Source organism: Paucibacter sp. KBW04, from assembly GCF_003852425.1.
GTDB lineage: Bacteria > Pseudomonadota > Gammaproteobacteria > Burkholderiales > Burkholderiaceae_C > Paucibacter_A.
This window is the reverse complement of sequence record NZ_QAJN01000001.1, coordinates 537,154-552,139: the sequence shown is the minus strand read 5'-3', so window position 1 is coordinate 552,139 and position 14,986 is coordinate 537,154. Positions and strand designations below refer to the sequence as shown.

Annotated in this window: 13 protein-coding genes; 3 read left to right on the top strand and 10 right to left on the bottom strand. The window is 63.5% G+C overall.

The annotated features are described in order from the left end of the window. The first annotated feature begins 132 nt into the window (after positions 1–132). Positions 133–708, top strand: coding sequence for an outer membrane beta-barrel protein (locus DBR47_RS02480; RefSeq protein ID WP_197046822.1), 576 nt, complete (start codon positions 133–135; stop codon positions 706–708). A 107-nt stretch (positions 709–815) separates the two neighbouring features. Here the strand turns inward: DBR47_RS02480 and DBR47_RS02475 are convergent, their stop codons facing one another. From DBR47_RS02475 to DBR47_RS02435, 9 genes are all read right to left on the bottom strand, one after another. Further along, on the bottom strand, positions 816–1,028 hold the full coding sequence (locus DBR47_RS02475; protein ID WP_124446491.1) for a hypothetical protein: 213 nt from the start codon (positions 1,026–1,028) through the stop codon (positions 816–818). Positions 1,029–1,116: 88 nt separating this feature from the next. Continuing rightward, positions 1,117–2,592: a sucrose phosphorylase gene (gene gtfA / locus DBR47_RS02470; RefSeq protein WP_124446489.1), complete on the bottom strand. Its 1,476-nt coding sequence runs from the start codon at positions 2,590–2,592 to the stop codon at positions 1,117–1,119. A 43-nt stretch (positions 2,593–2,635) separates the two neighbouring features. Then, positions 2,636–3,952 carry an MFS transporter gene (locus DBR47_RS02465; protein WP_124446487.1) on the bottom strand — a complete coding sequence of 439 codons (1,317 nt, stop codon included), beginning with the start codon at positions 3,950–3,952 and terminating at the stop codon, positions 2,636–2,638. Continuing rightward, positions 3,949–4,941 (bottom strand): PfkB family carbohydrate kinase, encoded by a 993-nt coding sequence (locus tag DBR47_RS02460; RefSeq protein ID WP_124446485.1) that lies wholly within the window; start codon positions 4,939–4,941, stop codon positions 3,949–3,951. Before DBR47_RS02460 ends, DBR47_RS02465 begins: the two co-directional genes overlap by 4 nt. A gap of 6 nt (positions 4,942–4,947) precedes the next feature. Then, positions 4,948–7,251, bottom strand: a complete 2,304-nt coding sequence (locus DBR47_RS02455; RefSeq protein ID WP_124446483.1) for a TonB-dependent siderophore receptor — start codon at positions 7,249–7,251, stop codon at positions 4,948–4,950. A 367-nt stretch (positions 7,252–7,618) separates the two neighbouring features. Further along, on the bottom strand, positions 7,619–9,301 hold the full coding sequence (locus DBR47_RS02450; protein ID WP_197046821.1) for an MFS transporter: 1,683 nt from the start codon (positions 9,299–9,301) through the stop codon (positions 7,619–7,621). Between the two features lie 239 nt (positions 9,302–9,540). Further along, the gene (locus DBR47_RS02445) at positions 9,541–10,194 is read right to left on the bottom strand and encodes a 2-hydroxychromene-2-carboxylate isomerase (protein WP_124446481.1); all 654 of its coding nucleotides are present in this window, start codon (positions 10,192–10,194) and stop codon (positions 9,541–9,543) included. A gap of 49 nt (positions 10,195–10,243) precedes the next feature. Further along, positions 10,244–10,498: a DUF1289 domain-containing protein gene (locus DBR47_RS02440; RefSeq protein ID WP_124446479.1), complete on the bottom strand. Its 255-nt coding sequence runs from the start codon at positions 10,496–10,498 to the stop codon at positions 10,244–10,246. Between the two features lie 7 nt (positions 10,499–10,505). Continuing rightward, on the bottom strand, positions 10,506–11,039 hold the full coding sequence (locus tag DBR47_RS02435) for a YbaK/EbsC family protein (protein ID WP_124446477.1): 534 nt from the start codon (positions 11,037–11,039) through the stop codon (positions 10,506–10,508). Positions 11,040–11,093: 54 nt separating this feature from the next. Here DBR47_RS02435 and chrA point away from each other — a divergent pair, with 54 nt between their 5' ends. Further along, positions 11,094–12,461 carry a chromate efflux transporter gene (chrA, locus tag DBR47_RS02430; RefSeq protein ID WP_124446475.1) on the top strand — a complete coding sequence of 456 codons (1,368 nt, stop codon included), beginning with the start codon at positions 11,094–11,096 and terminating at the stop codon, positions 12,459–12,461. Positions 12,462–12,503: 42 nt separating this feature from the next. Beyond that, a complete protein-coding gene (locus DBR47_RS02425; RefSeq protein ID WP_124446473.1) occupies positions 12,504–13,385 on the top strand; it encodes a plasmid replication/partition related protein in 882 nt (293 codons plus the stop codon). Positions 13,386–13,440: 55 nt separating this feature from the next. Here the strand turns inward: DBR47_RS02425 and DBR47_RS02420 are convergent, their stop codons facing one another. Further along, entirely contained in the window at positions 13,441–14,952 is a 1,512-nt protein-coding gene (locus DBR47_RS02420) for a cyanophycinase (RefSeq protein ID WP_124446471.1), read from the bottom strand. Between the last annotated feature and the right edge of the window lie 34 nt (positions 14,953–14,986).

The window sequence follows — 14,986 nt, the reverse complement described above, 5'->3', positions numbered from 1 at the left end:
ACAGGGCTTGCACTGACAGGCCGCCAGGCTTGGCCAAGAATGACTTCATCGCGGCAAGAAGGCGATCCCCAAGGCGGGAGCCTCCTGCAGCGAAGCCAAATCCATGGCGAACAGTCAATGAAAGGCCAAACTATGAACAAGAACATCATCAGCGCTAGCGCCGCCATCGCCCTCGCCCTGGGCAGCACCGGTGCGGCCTTTGCCGCAGGCGGCAAGGACGCCGACAACAAGGGCTTCTACATCGGTGCCGACATTGGCCAAGCACGCAATGACCTGAGCAGCCCGACCAGCCCCGAGCTGCGTCTGGACAAGACCGACACCGCCTACGGCATCTTCGGCGGCTACCAGTTCAACAAATACTTCGGCGCCGAACTGAGCATCCACAAGCTGGGCCAACATCACATCGGCGATAGCGACGCCAAGACCACAGCCTACTCGCTGGACGCCATCGGCCGCCTGCCGGTGAACGACAAGTTCAGCGTCTACGGCCGCCTGGGCGGCGCTCACTACGAGCGCGACTTCTCGGGCCTGGACGGTGCCGGCAATCAAAACTCCGCCGGCTTCAAGGTGGGCCTGGGCGCCGATTACGCCATCAACAAGGACTGGTCGGTGCGCACCGAGTTGACCCGCTACAACAATCTGCCCGACTTGGGCACCTATGGCCGCACCATGGATGCCTGGAATGTGGGCGTGAGCTACCGCTTCTAAACCCAGCTCCAAAAAGCGCAAGGCCCGCCGCTCTTCACAGAGCGGCGGGCCTTTTGCCTGGGCTCAACCCAATCCGCCAAATGCGGAACGGGCTTGCTGAACAGACATTACATCGAAGCGGCCGAAGCAGGGGCGCTGGCTGCAGGCGCAGCCTCGCTGGCGGCGGGCGCCGCAGCCGATGCAGCGGCCGAAGCCGCGGGCTCGGCATGGCCGGCCACATCGTGCTTCTCGCCGCCCATATCGATGTCACCACCGCTCTTCATCAAGATGAACATGGCCAGGGCTGCAAAAGCGACGAAGCCGACGAGCAATTTCCACATGATCCGCATCCTCTACAAAACAATTTGAATGCGGCCATTGTTGGGCCTCTTGCTGACACCGGGCTTAGGGCCTGTTCGCAGAGCGCCATCAGTACTGCAGCTTCAGATCGGCCTGTCCTGGCTCAGCACTGAAAGAAACCTCATGGGCCAGGGTCTGGAAATCAATACTCAGCCTGGCCAGGTGGGAGCCCAGCTGCCAGCTCATATTCAACTCATGCGCGGCCGACTCATGCAGGCGGAACTCACCACCAAAAGCCGGATGTTCATTGCGCAGGCGAATCAGCTGCAAGAGCTTTTGCACCACCGGCCGCTGCAGATCGCGAACGATTTCATCCTGGGAGTAGTGATGGCGATTGATGTCGCGACCCACACTGCTGCGCGCCAGCAAATCCATATCGTTATGGCCGGCCAGCAGGCCCACGTAATAGACCTGGGGCACGCCGGGCAGGAAGAACTGCAGCGCCCGCGCCAACAAATACGCGCGCTCGTCCCTGCCCATGGCATCGAAGAAGCTGCAATTGACTTGGTAGAGATCCAGATTGGAGGCGGCCGCCCCGGTGGCCTTGCGACTTTCCCCCTGGCTGTTCGCATGGATGCGCTCCACCAACGCATCCAGCTCGGCCGGCGGCACCAGGCCGGGTGAGCCCGCACGGTCGGCGCTATCGGCGCCAATGTCGATGATGCCGATGCCGTCATGCGTGTCCAGCACATTCAGCGCATTGCGCGGGCGCTGGGCAATCCATTGCTTGAGCGGCTCGGCCGTCTGGAAGAAGAAGGCATGCAGGGCCAGGGGCGGCAGGGCAAAGTCGTAGACCCAGTCCACCTGGGCTGCAATCTCGATCTGGCGCTTGTAGTAGGCGTGGATCTCCACCAACACCTCGATGCCCAAAGCCTGGGCCTTGGCGGCGAACTCGGCAATGAAGGCGAAGGTCTCGGGCATCATGAAGCAGGACTCACCCGCCTTTTTGATCGCATAGCCCGCCGCATCCAATCGAATCATGCGTATGCCCGCATCGGCAAAGCGTTGCAAGATGCCCTCCAGATAGGCTTGGCCTTCCGGGTGCTGCACATCGATGTCCAGCTGCTGCGGGGTGAAGGTGGTCCAGAGGATTTTCTTCTGCCCGTTTTTCAGCGTGGTGTAGCGCAGCGGCAGGCCCGGCCGGGGCCGGTAGACCTTGAGCAGCTGGGCCTCGCTGGCGCCCTGGGGGAAGACCGAATCCAGGCTCAAAAACAGCCCGGCAAAACGCGAGGCCTCGCCCTTCTCCGAATAGTCCTGAAATTGCGGGGAATCGGCCGAAACATGGTTGACGATCACATCGGCCATCACCGCCACATCCTGGCTCAAGGCCTGGATATCGGCCCAATCGCCCAGGCGCGGATCGACCTGGGTGTGATCGATGGGATCAAAGCCCGCGTCGGCCCCGTCGATGGGATAGAAGAAGGGCAGCAGATGCACACCACCAAACACGCCTTGCAAAGGCCCCCTCAAGAGCCGACGGAGATCGGCGACCCCGCCGCCGCCCAGGCGGTCGACGTAGGTGATCAGTTGAACTTTGTTTTGCATGGCAGCGCCTGCCCCCTGAGATGGAATCTGGAAAAGAAGTCGGTCAAGACTGGGTATTCACGGCGTGCGTCTTGACCCGCAAGACCGCCAGCGCCGCCAAGACCAGCAGCACCCCGGCCAGGCGTATGACATGGCCCGGCTGGCCGCCTAACCAAGACTGGTAGAACAGCGGCAGGGTCAACATCTGGATCAGCATGGGGATCACGATGAACATATTGAAAATGCCCATATAGACCCCGGCCCGCTCCGGCGGGATGCTGCCGGCCAAGAGCACATAGGGGTTGCCCATGATGCTGGCCCAGGCCAGGCCCACACCCAGCATGGGCACGAAGAGCAACCAGCGATTGCTGATCTCGGGAATCGCCCACATGCCTATGCCGGCCAGCGTCAGGCACAGGGCATGGACCTTTTGCGCGCCGAAACGGCGGGTGAAGGGCAGCATGGCAAAGGCGGCGAAGAAGGCGACGAAGTTGTAAAAGCCGCCGATCTGGCCGTTCAGCAAACCGGCTTCGCGAAAACCGGCCGAGTTGGCATCACTGGTCGCGAACATGCTTTGCGCCAAGGCCGGCACGATATAGATCCAGTAACACATCATCCCGTACCACTGGAACAGCTTCATCCACCAGAGCTGGCGCATGGTCTGCGGCATCTCCTTGAAGGCCTGGGCAATCTCGGCCAAGGTGGCGGACACGCCGCGCGGGCGGGCGGCCAACTCAGCCTGCTCGGCCTCGCTGAGCGGCAGCTCAGGCACCTTGTAGACCGACCAAGCCACGGTGCTGAAGGACAGCAAGGCTCCCACCATAAAGGCCACAACGGTGATCTGGGGGATGTGGCTGCTATTGAGCGCATTCCTGTCCATGCCCAGCCAGACCATGATGGAGGGCGTGAGGTAGGCCAGCGTTTGAGCCAGGCCGGTGAAGGCGCTTTGGGTCAAGAAACCTTGGGCATGCTGAGACTCATCCAGGCGGTCGCTGACATAGGCCCGGTAGGGTTCCATGGTGACGTTGTTGGCGGCGTCCAAGATCCACAGCAGGCCGGCGGCAAACCACAGCGTGGGGCTGCTAGGCATCAGGAACAGGCCTAGGCTGCACAGCAGGGCACCGATCAGAAAGTAAGGCGTGCGGCGGCCCCAGCGGGTCACCGTGCGGTCGCTCAAGGCGCCGATGATGGGCTGCACCAGCAGGCCCGTCAGCGGCCCGGCCAGCCACAGCAAGGGCAGGCTGGCCTCGTCGGCGCCCAGGTATTTGTAGATGGGGCTCATATTGCTTTGCTGCAGACCAAAGCTGAACTGAATGCCGAAGAAGCCGACATTCATGTTCACGATCTGCCAAAAGCTCAGGCGGGGTTTGGCTGCGCTCATCGCGTTTGCGCTCCTTGCGCCATGACTGCCGCGCGCCAGGGCGCGAAGAAGGCGTCGTCCGCCGGAATCGGGCCCCGCACCGCGCAAATCGCCGCGGCATATTGGTTGGCCAGAGCCAAGGCCGGGGCGATGGCATGCCCGCCCAGCAAGGCCGCCAGCAGCATGGCGCTGAAGGCATCACCCGCGCCCACCGTATCCACCAGCGCAGGCAAGACCTGACCCTGGCCCTCACTCAGCACCTGGCCAAGTGTGTTGAACAGGACATAACCCGCCCCACCCCGGGTAAGAATCAGCTGCTGCAGATCGAACTGGGCCATCAGCTGCTGTACCGCCGCACGCAAGGCAGAGCTGGGCCCCAGCGGGTCCAACAAGGCATCGGCGGCACTGCCGAACCAGGCCAACAACTGGGCCAGCTCCTGGTCATTGACCTTGAGCCAATCGGCCCGCAAGAGCGACTGCTGCGCCAATTCGCGCTCGCTGCTGCCGGGGCGCAGATTCAGGTCCAAGTAGCGGATGGCCCCCAATTCCCCTGCACGATCGGCCAGGGCTCGCAGGCTTGCCCGCGAAGGCTCGGCGCGCTGCGCCAAGCTGCCGAAGTAGAAGAAACGCGGACTCAGCACTTCGAGTAGAGCCTGGGCCGGCAGCAACTCCAGCGCATCCCAGGCCGCCGGGCCGTGGATGCTGAAGACATGGCCCTCGCCGGCCCGCTCACTGACCGTGACCCGACCCGTGGGCAGAGTCGCATCGAATTGCAGACCCGCTTCGTCAAGGCCGAAGCGGCGCAGGCTTTGCAGAATCAGCTGGCCGGCCGCGTCATCCGCCCCCAAGCGAGTCAGCAAGTGGATGGCGGGCCTGCCCAGAGCCGCCAGCGAACGCGCCACATTGAAAGGCGCACCGCCGGCGACGCTACCCTCATGGAACTCGTCCACCAGGGCCTCGCCGACCAGCATCACGCCGGCGGGCGCCAGGGCTTCAGACAAGAGGCTCATAAGCCCTTAGAAGCTGTACTTGAGGCTGGCGCGAACGCTGCGGCCGTTGAAGGCGCGGGCCGCGTGGCCATCACCCTCGATCTCGGTATAGGCCAGGGCGTTGAAGAGATTGTTGGCCGACACCGAGAGCTGCAGCTTGTCGTTGAACTGGTAGTTCACAAAGGCGTTGACGATGGTGTAGCCAGGCATGGTGATGGTGTTGGCATCATCACCGTAAGACTTGCCCGAGCCGATCAGGGCAGCGCCCACATCGAAGGCACCGAAGCTGTAGCTGGGCGAGAGCTGGTAGACGAAATCGGCCTGGCGGCGCGGCTTCTTGCCCACAGTCGCGGCATCGTTGGAGGCCTTGATCTTGGCGTCGGTGAAGGTGGCACCAGCGGCCAGGCGGAACTCACCCAGCTGATAGGCGGCTTCCAGCTCCAAGCCATTGGCCTCGTATTTGTTGGCGGTGAATTTCTGCGTCGTCACCTCGTAATTGCTTTCCTTGGTGCGCGCATTGAAAAGCGTGGCAAACAAGCTCATGCCTTGGCTGCGCCACTTCAAGCCCCCTTCCACCTGGTCGATCTCGTTGATGCTGATGGGCACCGAGCCATCCAAGGGGTTGCCGTAGAGCAGGCGGTCGGCGCTGAAGGACACGCCATTGCTGACGCGAGCAAAGGCCGCCAGATCATTGCTGAAGGCGTAGTTGGCGCCCAGGGAGTAAGAGGTGTGGGCGACCTTGTAGTCCACATTCTTCTTGCTGGCGGCGTCCCAGACCTTGTTGCTGTTGTCACCGCTCAAGGTGTAGCCCTTGGCCTTTTGTTCGTCGCGCCGCAGGCTGCCGTCCAGGATCAGCTTGCCCATCTCCAGGGTGGCGGCAACATAGGGCGAGGTCTCGGTGTACTCGACATTGAAGGTCCGGGTGCAGCAACCACCCCAGGTCTGCCAGCCCGAGGCCACCGGGGCCGAAGAGGGATTGCCATTGGCGTCCACCACGACCGAGTGCTCACCGCTCATGGTCAGGTTGTACTGGTTCCAGAACCAGGTTTGGGCCACATTCTGCTGACCGTAGAACAGGCCGCCGACCAGGGTGGTCTTGAAGCCATCACCTTGGAAGGCCTTGCTGACCTTGAGGTCGTTGAAGGTGTTGTCGAAATTGTCCAGCGAGGTATTGAACAAGGTGCCGGTGAAGAACTTGGCTGTGCCGTCCTTGCCGTTGTCGGCCGGGAACAGGGCGATGAAGCGGCCCGAGTTGGCGGTCTTGCGGAATTTTTCTTCCACATTGAAGCCGGCCAGATCCAGGCCCGCCTCGAAACCAATCGCCGTGCTCTTGATGCGCAGGCCGTCACGCGTTGAAGTGGTGGTGTTGCCACCGTCCTTGTTGTAAGTCGTGTCCGAGGCCAGGCTGGGGGTGATGAAGAAGGCGGTGCGGGGGTCGATGCCGGGGATGGTGTTGATCTTGCCATTGCTGACGGTGACGGGCACGGGCATGAAGGACGGGGTCTTGTCGTCCAGAGCCTTGAGGCTCAGGCGCACATAGCCGGCGTCGAACTTCTGCGTGATATTGGCCTTGAGCTGGCCGCCCTTCTCCACATCTTGCCCGGTGGGCCGTCCACCCTCGCCCACGCGCTGGAAGCCACCGATATGGAAGCTGGTGCCATTGCCCAAACTGCCGCCATAGTCGGCGTCGACACGCCAGAGCTTGCTGTCCAGACCGGCGGTGAGGCCTATCGTGCCGCCCTTTTCCTTGCCGGTCTTGCTGATGAAGTTGATCAGGCCGCCGGGCGAGTTGGAGGCCAGGGTGGAGGCCGAGCCGCCGCGCACCACTTCCAGGCGTTCGGTGTTGTAGTCGGCACGCAGGAACTGGTCCGAGGTGCCGAAGGAGATGTCACCGAAGAGCAGCACCGGCAAGCCGTCTTCCTGGAACTGCACATAGCGCGAGCCGCCAGCCGACAGCGGCACGCCGCGCACGGTGATATTGGCATTGCCCTCGCCGCCGGTGGACTCCGAGCGCAGGCCCGGCACCGAGCGCAGCAATTCGGCCGCGCTGCTGGCGCCGGCCTTGCTGATCTGCTCAGCATCCATGCTGCTGACCGACAAGCTCTGCTTCATCTTGCTCGTGCGGGTGGAGGCACCCGTCACCACCACCTGGTCCAGCTTGAGGGCGTCGCGCGAGGCCTCGGCGGCCGAGGTCGCCGAGGGCGCGGGCGCCGCTTCTTGCGCCTGCGCCTGGCCCATCGTGGTGAAGGCCAGGGCCAGGGCCAAAGCCAGGGGGCTTGCCCGCAGGGCTTGGGCTTGAGCTGAGGCGTGGCAAGTTTTTTGTGACTGCATGGTTTGTCTCCGTAGGCAGTTTTGGGGCGATGCGCTCGTGCGGCGCCGTGGGTTCGGAACGGAATTCAACAAGATCCGGCTTCACGCCTGCGCCCTTTCTGAGGAGCGCTGTGCACCAAGCCTGTGACCGTGCATCGATTGTGGATGCAAGCCCTTGGTTTTGCAATCGATTGCAACTAAGCAAAAACCCGTGATTCTGAAAATCGATTGCAAAGACATTGCAGAGCTGCATTTGCCGTGCTTGAAACAACAGCGAAAGAGCAAAAATCCAGGCCGGGATGCGACCAGCCAGCAAGTGCCATCGCAATGAAAAAGGGCGGCCTCTCGGCCGCCCTTCTCGTCTCAATCACAAGTCCTGAGTCCTGACTCAGTCACCTGCGTAGATGTTGACATCCTTGGTTTCACGGACAAACAGCAGGCCGATGACCAGGGTCATGGCGGCGATGCCGATGGGGTACCAGAGGCCGTGATAGATATTGCCGTTCTGCGCCACCATCGCGAAGGTGATGGAAGGCAGCATGCCACCGAACCAGCCGTTACCGATGTGATAAGGCAGGCTCATCGAGGTGTAGCGGATGCGGGTCGGGAACATTTCAACCAGCATGGCGGCAATCGGGCCGTAGACCATGGTCACGTACAGGACCAAGATGCTCAGGATGGCCACAACCAGAGGCTTGTTGACCTTGGCAGGATCGGCCTTGGCGGGGTAGCCAGCAGCCTTCAGGCCTTCAGACAATTCCTTCTTGAAGGCAGCAATGCCCTTGACCGTGGCTTCATCGAACTTGTGTTCGTTCAGCTTGGTGGCGTTCAAACCATTGACGACCTTTTCACCGATCTTGATGACGGCCACCGAACCAGCCGGGCCGGCCACGGTTTCGTAGCTGGCGGACGACTGGGCCAGGGCACGCTTGGCGATGTCGCAAGAGCTGGTGAAGTCCACTTCGCGAGCAATCGGGCTGCCTTGGAAGGAGCAGGTGCTGGTGTCCACCGTCAGGGTGATCTGCGAGGTCGCCTGAGCTTGGGCCAGATCAGGGTTGGCCGCGTTGGTCAGCGCCTTGAACAGCGGGAAGTAGGTCACGATGGCCAAGAGCAGACCGGCCATGATGATGGGCTTGCGGCCGATCTTGTCAGACAGGGTGCCGAAGACCACGAAGAAAGGCGTACCGACCAGCAGCGAGACTGCGATCAAGATGTTCGCTGTCGAGCCATCCACCTTCAAGACGCTGGTCAGGAAGAACAGGGCATAGAACTGACCCGTGTACCAGACCACACCCTGGCCCGCCACCAGACCGAACAGCGCCAGCAGCACGATCTTCAGGTTCTTCCACTGGCCGAAGGATTCGGACAGCGGGGCCTTGGAGGTCTTGCCCTCGCTCTTCATCTTCTGGAAGGCGGGCGATTCGTTCATGCTCAAACGAATCCACACGCTGATACCCAGCAGCAAGATGGAAACGATGAAAGGCACGCGCCAGCCCCAGTCGGCAAAGGCGGCTTCACCGATGGCGCTGCGGGTGCCCAGAATCACCATCAGGGACAGGAACAGACCCAGCGTGGCCGTGGTCTGGATCCAGGAGGTGTAAGCGCCCCGCTTGCCCTGTGGCGCATGCTCGGCCACATAGGTGGCAGCACCGCCGTACTCACCGCCCAGCGCCAAGCCTTGCAGCATGCGCAGACCGATCAGGATCACCGGCGCGGCTGCACCGATGGTGGCCGAGCCCGGCAGCACACCGACGATAAAGGTCGACAGACCCATGATCAGGATGGTCACCAAGAAGGTGTACTTGCGACCAATCATGTCGCCCAGACGACCGAACACCAGGGCGCCGAAGGGGCGGACGATGAAGCCGGCGGCGAAGGCCAGCAAGGAGGCGATGAAGGCCGCTTGCGGGTCGAGTTGGCTGAAGAACTGCTTGGCGATGATGGGAGCCAAGGAGCCGTAGAGGTAGAAGTCGTACCACTCGAACACGGTGCCCAGCGAGGAGGCGAAGATGACCTTCTTCTCCTCGGCGGTCATGGGCGTGTTGGTGGTCACTGCGGTAGCAGTTGCCATGGTGAGAAGTCTCCGTATTTGCTTGAGAGCCACCGACCGGTAACTCTTGGGGGCAACTATGGAGCCCGGCTCTGACCTAACTCTGACGCCGCGCTGAACGCTGGCTGACAAAATGGGCTGCAACCCTAGGCAAAACTCTCACAATGCGGAATTCGAACCAAGATCAAGGGTAAGTCTTGAGACACAAAAAAGGCCGCTTGCGCGGCCTTTTCATAGGGAAGGAGCAGATCAGGCCTGCCTCAATGCATGGCGCGGCGCACTACGCCGGGCCGAGCACGGGCCGCGGCCTCCCAATCGCCCTGCTCAAACCAGGGGTCACCGCGCAGATAGGCGGCCACCATCTCCAGCGCGTCCAGGCCCCAGAACAGCTTGCCGTCCACCTCGATGGTGGGCACGCCGAAGACGCCCAGCTTGAGGGCTTGTTCGCTGGCGTCGCGTAAGTTTTCTTTGATCTCTTCGCTGGCCGGGTCGCGCGGCGGGTTCAGCTCCTGCGTCAGCGCGGCCAGACGCTCGGGCGAGGCGGCATCTGCGCCTTGCGCGCGCCAGACATGGCGGAAGATCTTTTCCACCGTCAGGCGATTCGGCGTGCCACCCGCCGGTGCGCTGGCCCAGGCCAGGCGCAGCAAAGGCAGGGGGTTGAAGGGATGCTGAGCCGGCACCTGCATCGGAATGCCCAGCTTGTGCGCCGCCCAGGCGATCTGGCGGAAGGTCCACTGGCGTTTGTGCTCGATCTCTGCCGGGCCTTTTTGGCCCACGGCATGCAGCAGGGCCGCGAACAAGATGGGGCGGTACTCCACGCTATAGCTGCAGCCGGCCAGGGCCTCGGGCAAGCGCTCGAAGGCCAGGGCCGCGTACGGCGAGATGGGATCAAAGTAAAAACGCAGATGCTTCATGGAATGCTCTTGAGGAAATGGGGAGGCGTCGCCGCTGGGCATCGCTGGCTCAGGGGCCGCTGGTCTCTGCAGCCGCCGTGAAGATGCCCTGCTCGACCAAGATCTCGCGGCGCGCAGGCAGCAGGGCCAGGATGGCCAGGCGGGTGGCGTCGTCGGCCTTGGACCAGATCGTGATCTCAGGAATAGTGCGAGCACAACCCTGACACCAGCCGGTGGGCTCATGCATCTTGCAGACATTGCTGCAAGGCGATTTGACGGTGGAGGCCGGGGTCGGCGCCACCAAGGTCGTCGTATTCAAGCTCATGTCTTTTTCAGTTGCTCGGGTCTTGCACCACGTCGATCACCGGTGCGCCGGTCAGCGCCTCCAGCTGGGCCGGGCTCATGGGAAACACGCCGTTAGGATGGCCCGCCGCTGCCCAAATCACATCAAAGCGAAACAGCTCGCGGTCCACAAACAGCAGCGGCCGGCTCATGCCCTCTTGCGGCGCGAAGCCCAGGGGAGAAACGCCGCCGATGGAAAAGCCGGTGCGCGATTTCACATAGTCGGCATCGGCGCGGCCTAGCGGCCCGGTGTGAGCGGCTAGTTTCTTCTCGTCCACGCGCCGGTCACCCGAGGCGATCACCAGGACGGCGGCCTCGTCCGATTTGCGCCGGAAGACCACCGATTTAGCGATCTGGCCCAGGCTCACGCCCAGGGCCTCGGCAGCCTCTTGCGAGGTGCGTGCCGTGGCTTCCAGCCACAGAGGGGCATGAGGGTGCTGTTGGGCCTGCAAGGCGGCTTGCACACGCAGGAAGCCCTCGGGGCGAGCCGGCGCGGTCGGGGCGGGAGTTTCTGGGCAAGTCATGGGCCTATTGTCTCAGGCAAACTGCGGGCCCTGCCCTTCGCCAGCTGCACAGCCATGCGCACCAAGCCAAATACCTCCACCGCAAGCGCCCCGCCCGATCCGGTCAGCTTCTGGCAGGCCCTGGCCTTCTGGCTCAAACTGGGTTTCATCAGCTTTGGAGGGCCGGCCGGGCAAATCGCCATCCTGCATACCGAGTTGGTCGAGCGCCGCCGCTGGATCAGCGAGAAGCGTTTTTTACACGCGCTCAACTACTGCATGCTCTTGCCCGGCCCCGAGGCCCAGCAATTGGTGACCTATATCGGCTGGCTGATGCATCGCGGCTGGGGCGGCATCGTGGCCGGTGCCTTGTTCGTGCTGCCTTCGCTCTTCATCCTGATCTTGCTGAGCTGGATCTATCTGGCCTACGGGCAGCTGAGCTTGATTGCCGGCATCTTCTACGGCCTCAAGCCCGCCGTCACCGCCCTGGTCCTGCATGCGGCCCATCGCATAGGCGGTCGCGCTCTACGCAATCGCTGGCTTTGGGCCTTGGCGGCTGCCGCGTTCCTCGCCATCTTCATCCTGAAGGCACCCTTCCCCCTGATCGTGCTGGCCGCCGGCCTGATCGGCCATTTCGGCGCCAAGCGCTGGCCGCAAACCTTTGAGCTCGGCGGCGGGCATGGCGGCCAGAACCAGGCCGGCCTGCCCCATCCGGCGGCGCTGATCGACGACCACACGCCCACACCCGCCCATGCCCTGTTCAGCTGGCCGCGCCTGCTGCGGGTCATCGCCATCGGCCTGGCTCTGTGGGCCGCCGCCATGGCCGCGCTAGTCCTGTGTTTCGGCTGGCAGCACACGCTCAGCCAGATGGGCTGGTTCTTCACCAAGGCCGCCTTGCTGACCTTTGGCGGCGCCTATGCCGTGCTGCCCTACGTCTACCAAGGCGCGGTGGATCACTTTGCCTGGCTCAGCGCGGCCCAGATGATGGGCGGTCTGGCCCTGGGCGAGACCACGCCCGGCCCGCTCATCATGGTGGTGGCCTTTGTTGGCTTTGTGGGCGGCTGGGGCCAGGCGGTGCTGGGGCCGGAGCATGTCTTTCTCGGCGCGGCCCTGGCGGCCAGCTTGGTGACCTTCTTCACCTTTTTGCCCTCCTTCGTCTTCATCCTGGCTGGTGGCCCGCTGGTCGAAGCCACCCATGGCCAGCTGCGCTTCACCGCACCGCTGACGGCCATCACCGCCGCCGTCGTCGGTGTAATCCTGAATCTGGCCCTGTTCTTCGCCGCTCACACCCTGTGGCCGCAGGGCTGGCAAGGCCCGCTCGATGTCTTCAGCGCCGCGCTCACGGCCCTGGCCCTGCTGGCCTTGTTCCGCTTCAAGCTGGGCGTTCTGCCGCTGCTGGGGCTTTGTGCCTTGGCGGGCCTGAGTCGGCAATTTCTGGGCAGCTGAGATAATGCGCCCCCTCTTGCCGAACCGAGTCAACGATCCTCCATGAATATCACCGTCCTTGATGAACTGCGCGCTTATATCGACCCCTTGACGCCTGATGAGCACCAGGCCCTGGAGCGCAGCATCCTGAGCGAGGGCTGCCGCGACGCCCTGGTGCTCTGGGGCGATGTGCTGGTGGACGGCCACAACCGCTACGGCATCTGCCAGAAACACGGCATCCCGTTTCAGACGATTCAGAACCCCCGCTTCAAGTCCATGGACGATGTCCATCTGTGGATGATCGACCAGCATCTGGGCCGCCGCAGCGTCTCCGATTTCCAGCGCGGCGTGCTGGCCTTGCGCAAGAAAGAAATCGTCGCCGCCCGCGTGATGGGTGCCACCGCCCCCAGCGAGGCCGAAGCCCCCTGGGCCGAGGGCGACGCAAGACCTGACCCCGCCCTGGCTGCCGACCTGCCGCCGCCCGAGCGCCTGAACACCCGCGAGGCGATTGCCAAGGCCGCCCGCATCAGCGCCAACACCGTGGTGCAGATCGAAAAGATTCAGAAAAGCGCCGCGCCCGAACTGGTCGAGGCCGTCAAGGCCGGCACCATCTCCATCAACGCCGCCGCCACCGTGGCCAGCCTGCCGCAGGAAGAACAGGTCGCGGCCGTGGCCGGCGGCAAGAAGGAGTTGCAGCAAGCCGCCAAGCGCGTGCGCGAAGGCAAGGCCGGCAGCCGCCCGCCCAAGGCCGCCGCCGAAGGCGAGGAAGGCGCCGGCGCCGCCGAGGCCGAAGAGCTCTCCGCCAGCGAGATCGATCTGCGCAATCGCGAGGCTCAGCTCAAGCTCTTGCAGTCCACGGTGGCCGAGCTGACGGAAGAGAACAAGGCCTTGAAGGCCGAGGTCGAAGCGCTGAAGGAACAGCTGGCGGCCGCAACAGGCGGCTGATTCTGCAAAACAAAAGGCCTCTCGATGAGGCCTTTTTTATGCCGAAGCGCGGGCCCTACTGCGCGCCGTCTCCGCGCTCGACCACCCCAGGCGCGGTGCCCGGCGCGACGCGGGTCCCCGCCTGCCAAGGCCCGAAGATGGGCTGGGGCAAGCGCACCGGGGTCACGTCCAGAAAGACATTGACGACGGTGTACTCCTCGCCCCCCAGCTCGTCGGTGCTCCAGCCATAACTGCCCTTGCCCTTGTACAAGCGGAACAAAAAACCCAGATCGGCCACCGGGTCGCCCGGCTTGGGCAGCACATCAAAGCTCAGGCCGCGCACCTCGTTGCGATTGCTGTCGATCAGATAGCTCATCGCATTGGAGATGGTGGAGTCGCCCAGCATATCGAGATGGAACAGCTCCTCGGTGTAGTAAGGCTTGAACTCGGCCGAGAAAGGGTCCAGCTTCTCGCCCCTCAGCTTGATGGCCGAGGGCTGGGTGACGCGGGTGCGCAGATTGAATTTGTCGCCATGGTCCAGATAGCTCAGGCGCGCATTGGTGACGTTGAAAGCGCCCAGGGTCGGGTCGGTCTTGACCTCGCCCAGGTCCACCATCAAGGCGCCTTTGCCGCCTATCACCTCGATCTCATCGCCGTGGATGATGGCGGCCGTGTTCTCGTCCACGCCCAGGCCCAGCTTGTAGCCCTTGGCCATCATCAGCGGGATCATGCGGCCGAAGCGGCCGCGCTTGAGGAAGTGCTGATCAACAAACAGATCGGGGCCGACAAAGCCCAGGCCTCGATCGATCTGTTTGCCCTCCACCCACTTGCCCTTCATGATATTGATGACGCTGGGCGCGTCGCGGAACATCACCGTGCTCATGATGGCCGCCCCGGCCGAGGTGCCCGCCACCACACCACCGCGGCGGTAGACATCCCAAATCGCCTCCAGCATGGGCGTGGGGTGGCCGCCGGGTGCCAGCACATCGACGATGCGCTCCTGCGCCCCGCCGGTGAAAAAGACGCCGCGCGCGTTCTTGATCTTGTTGATCAGGGCCGGGTCGCGCACCACCTTGTTCAAGTCCACCCAGCTGAATTTGGGCGCCACCGGCAAGGCCTCGGCCACGGCGCCGCGGCGCTGCAAGAGATCCACCGTCTGGCGTGCACTGGCCTCGGGGTCTTCGGACGCGGTGCTGAACACCACAAAGCGCGCGCCCTTGCCGCCGGCCAGGGCGACGATGCGGCCCCAGACCTCATCGTTGTCGGCCTTCAAGGCTCCGCCTATGGGCACGGCATAGCCCTTGATGGCCGGCTCGGCCCCCGCAGGCCCTGGCGGCAGGGCCCCCAAGGGCGAGGGCGTGGCGCTGGACGAGGGCGTGGCCGTGGCCGGCGCGGATTTGCTGGCCTGATTGCCGGGGCCGCGAATCACCGTCCACACCCCGGTCTTGGGATTGGTCGGGCTTTGCACCTGGCCGGCACCCAGTACCGAATCGGCTGCGACAGCCGAACTGCCTGCCCCCACCCCGCCCACGGCAAATACAAGGCAGAGCAGCCAGGTGCGCGGCAAAAAGGGCAACACTTTCTTCATGAGATCGGGGGCGGCCGAGGCCGCGCTGCAAGTT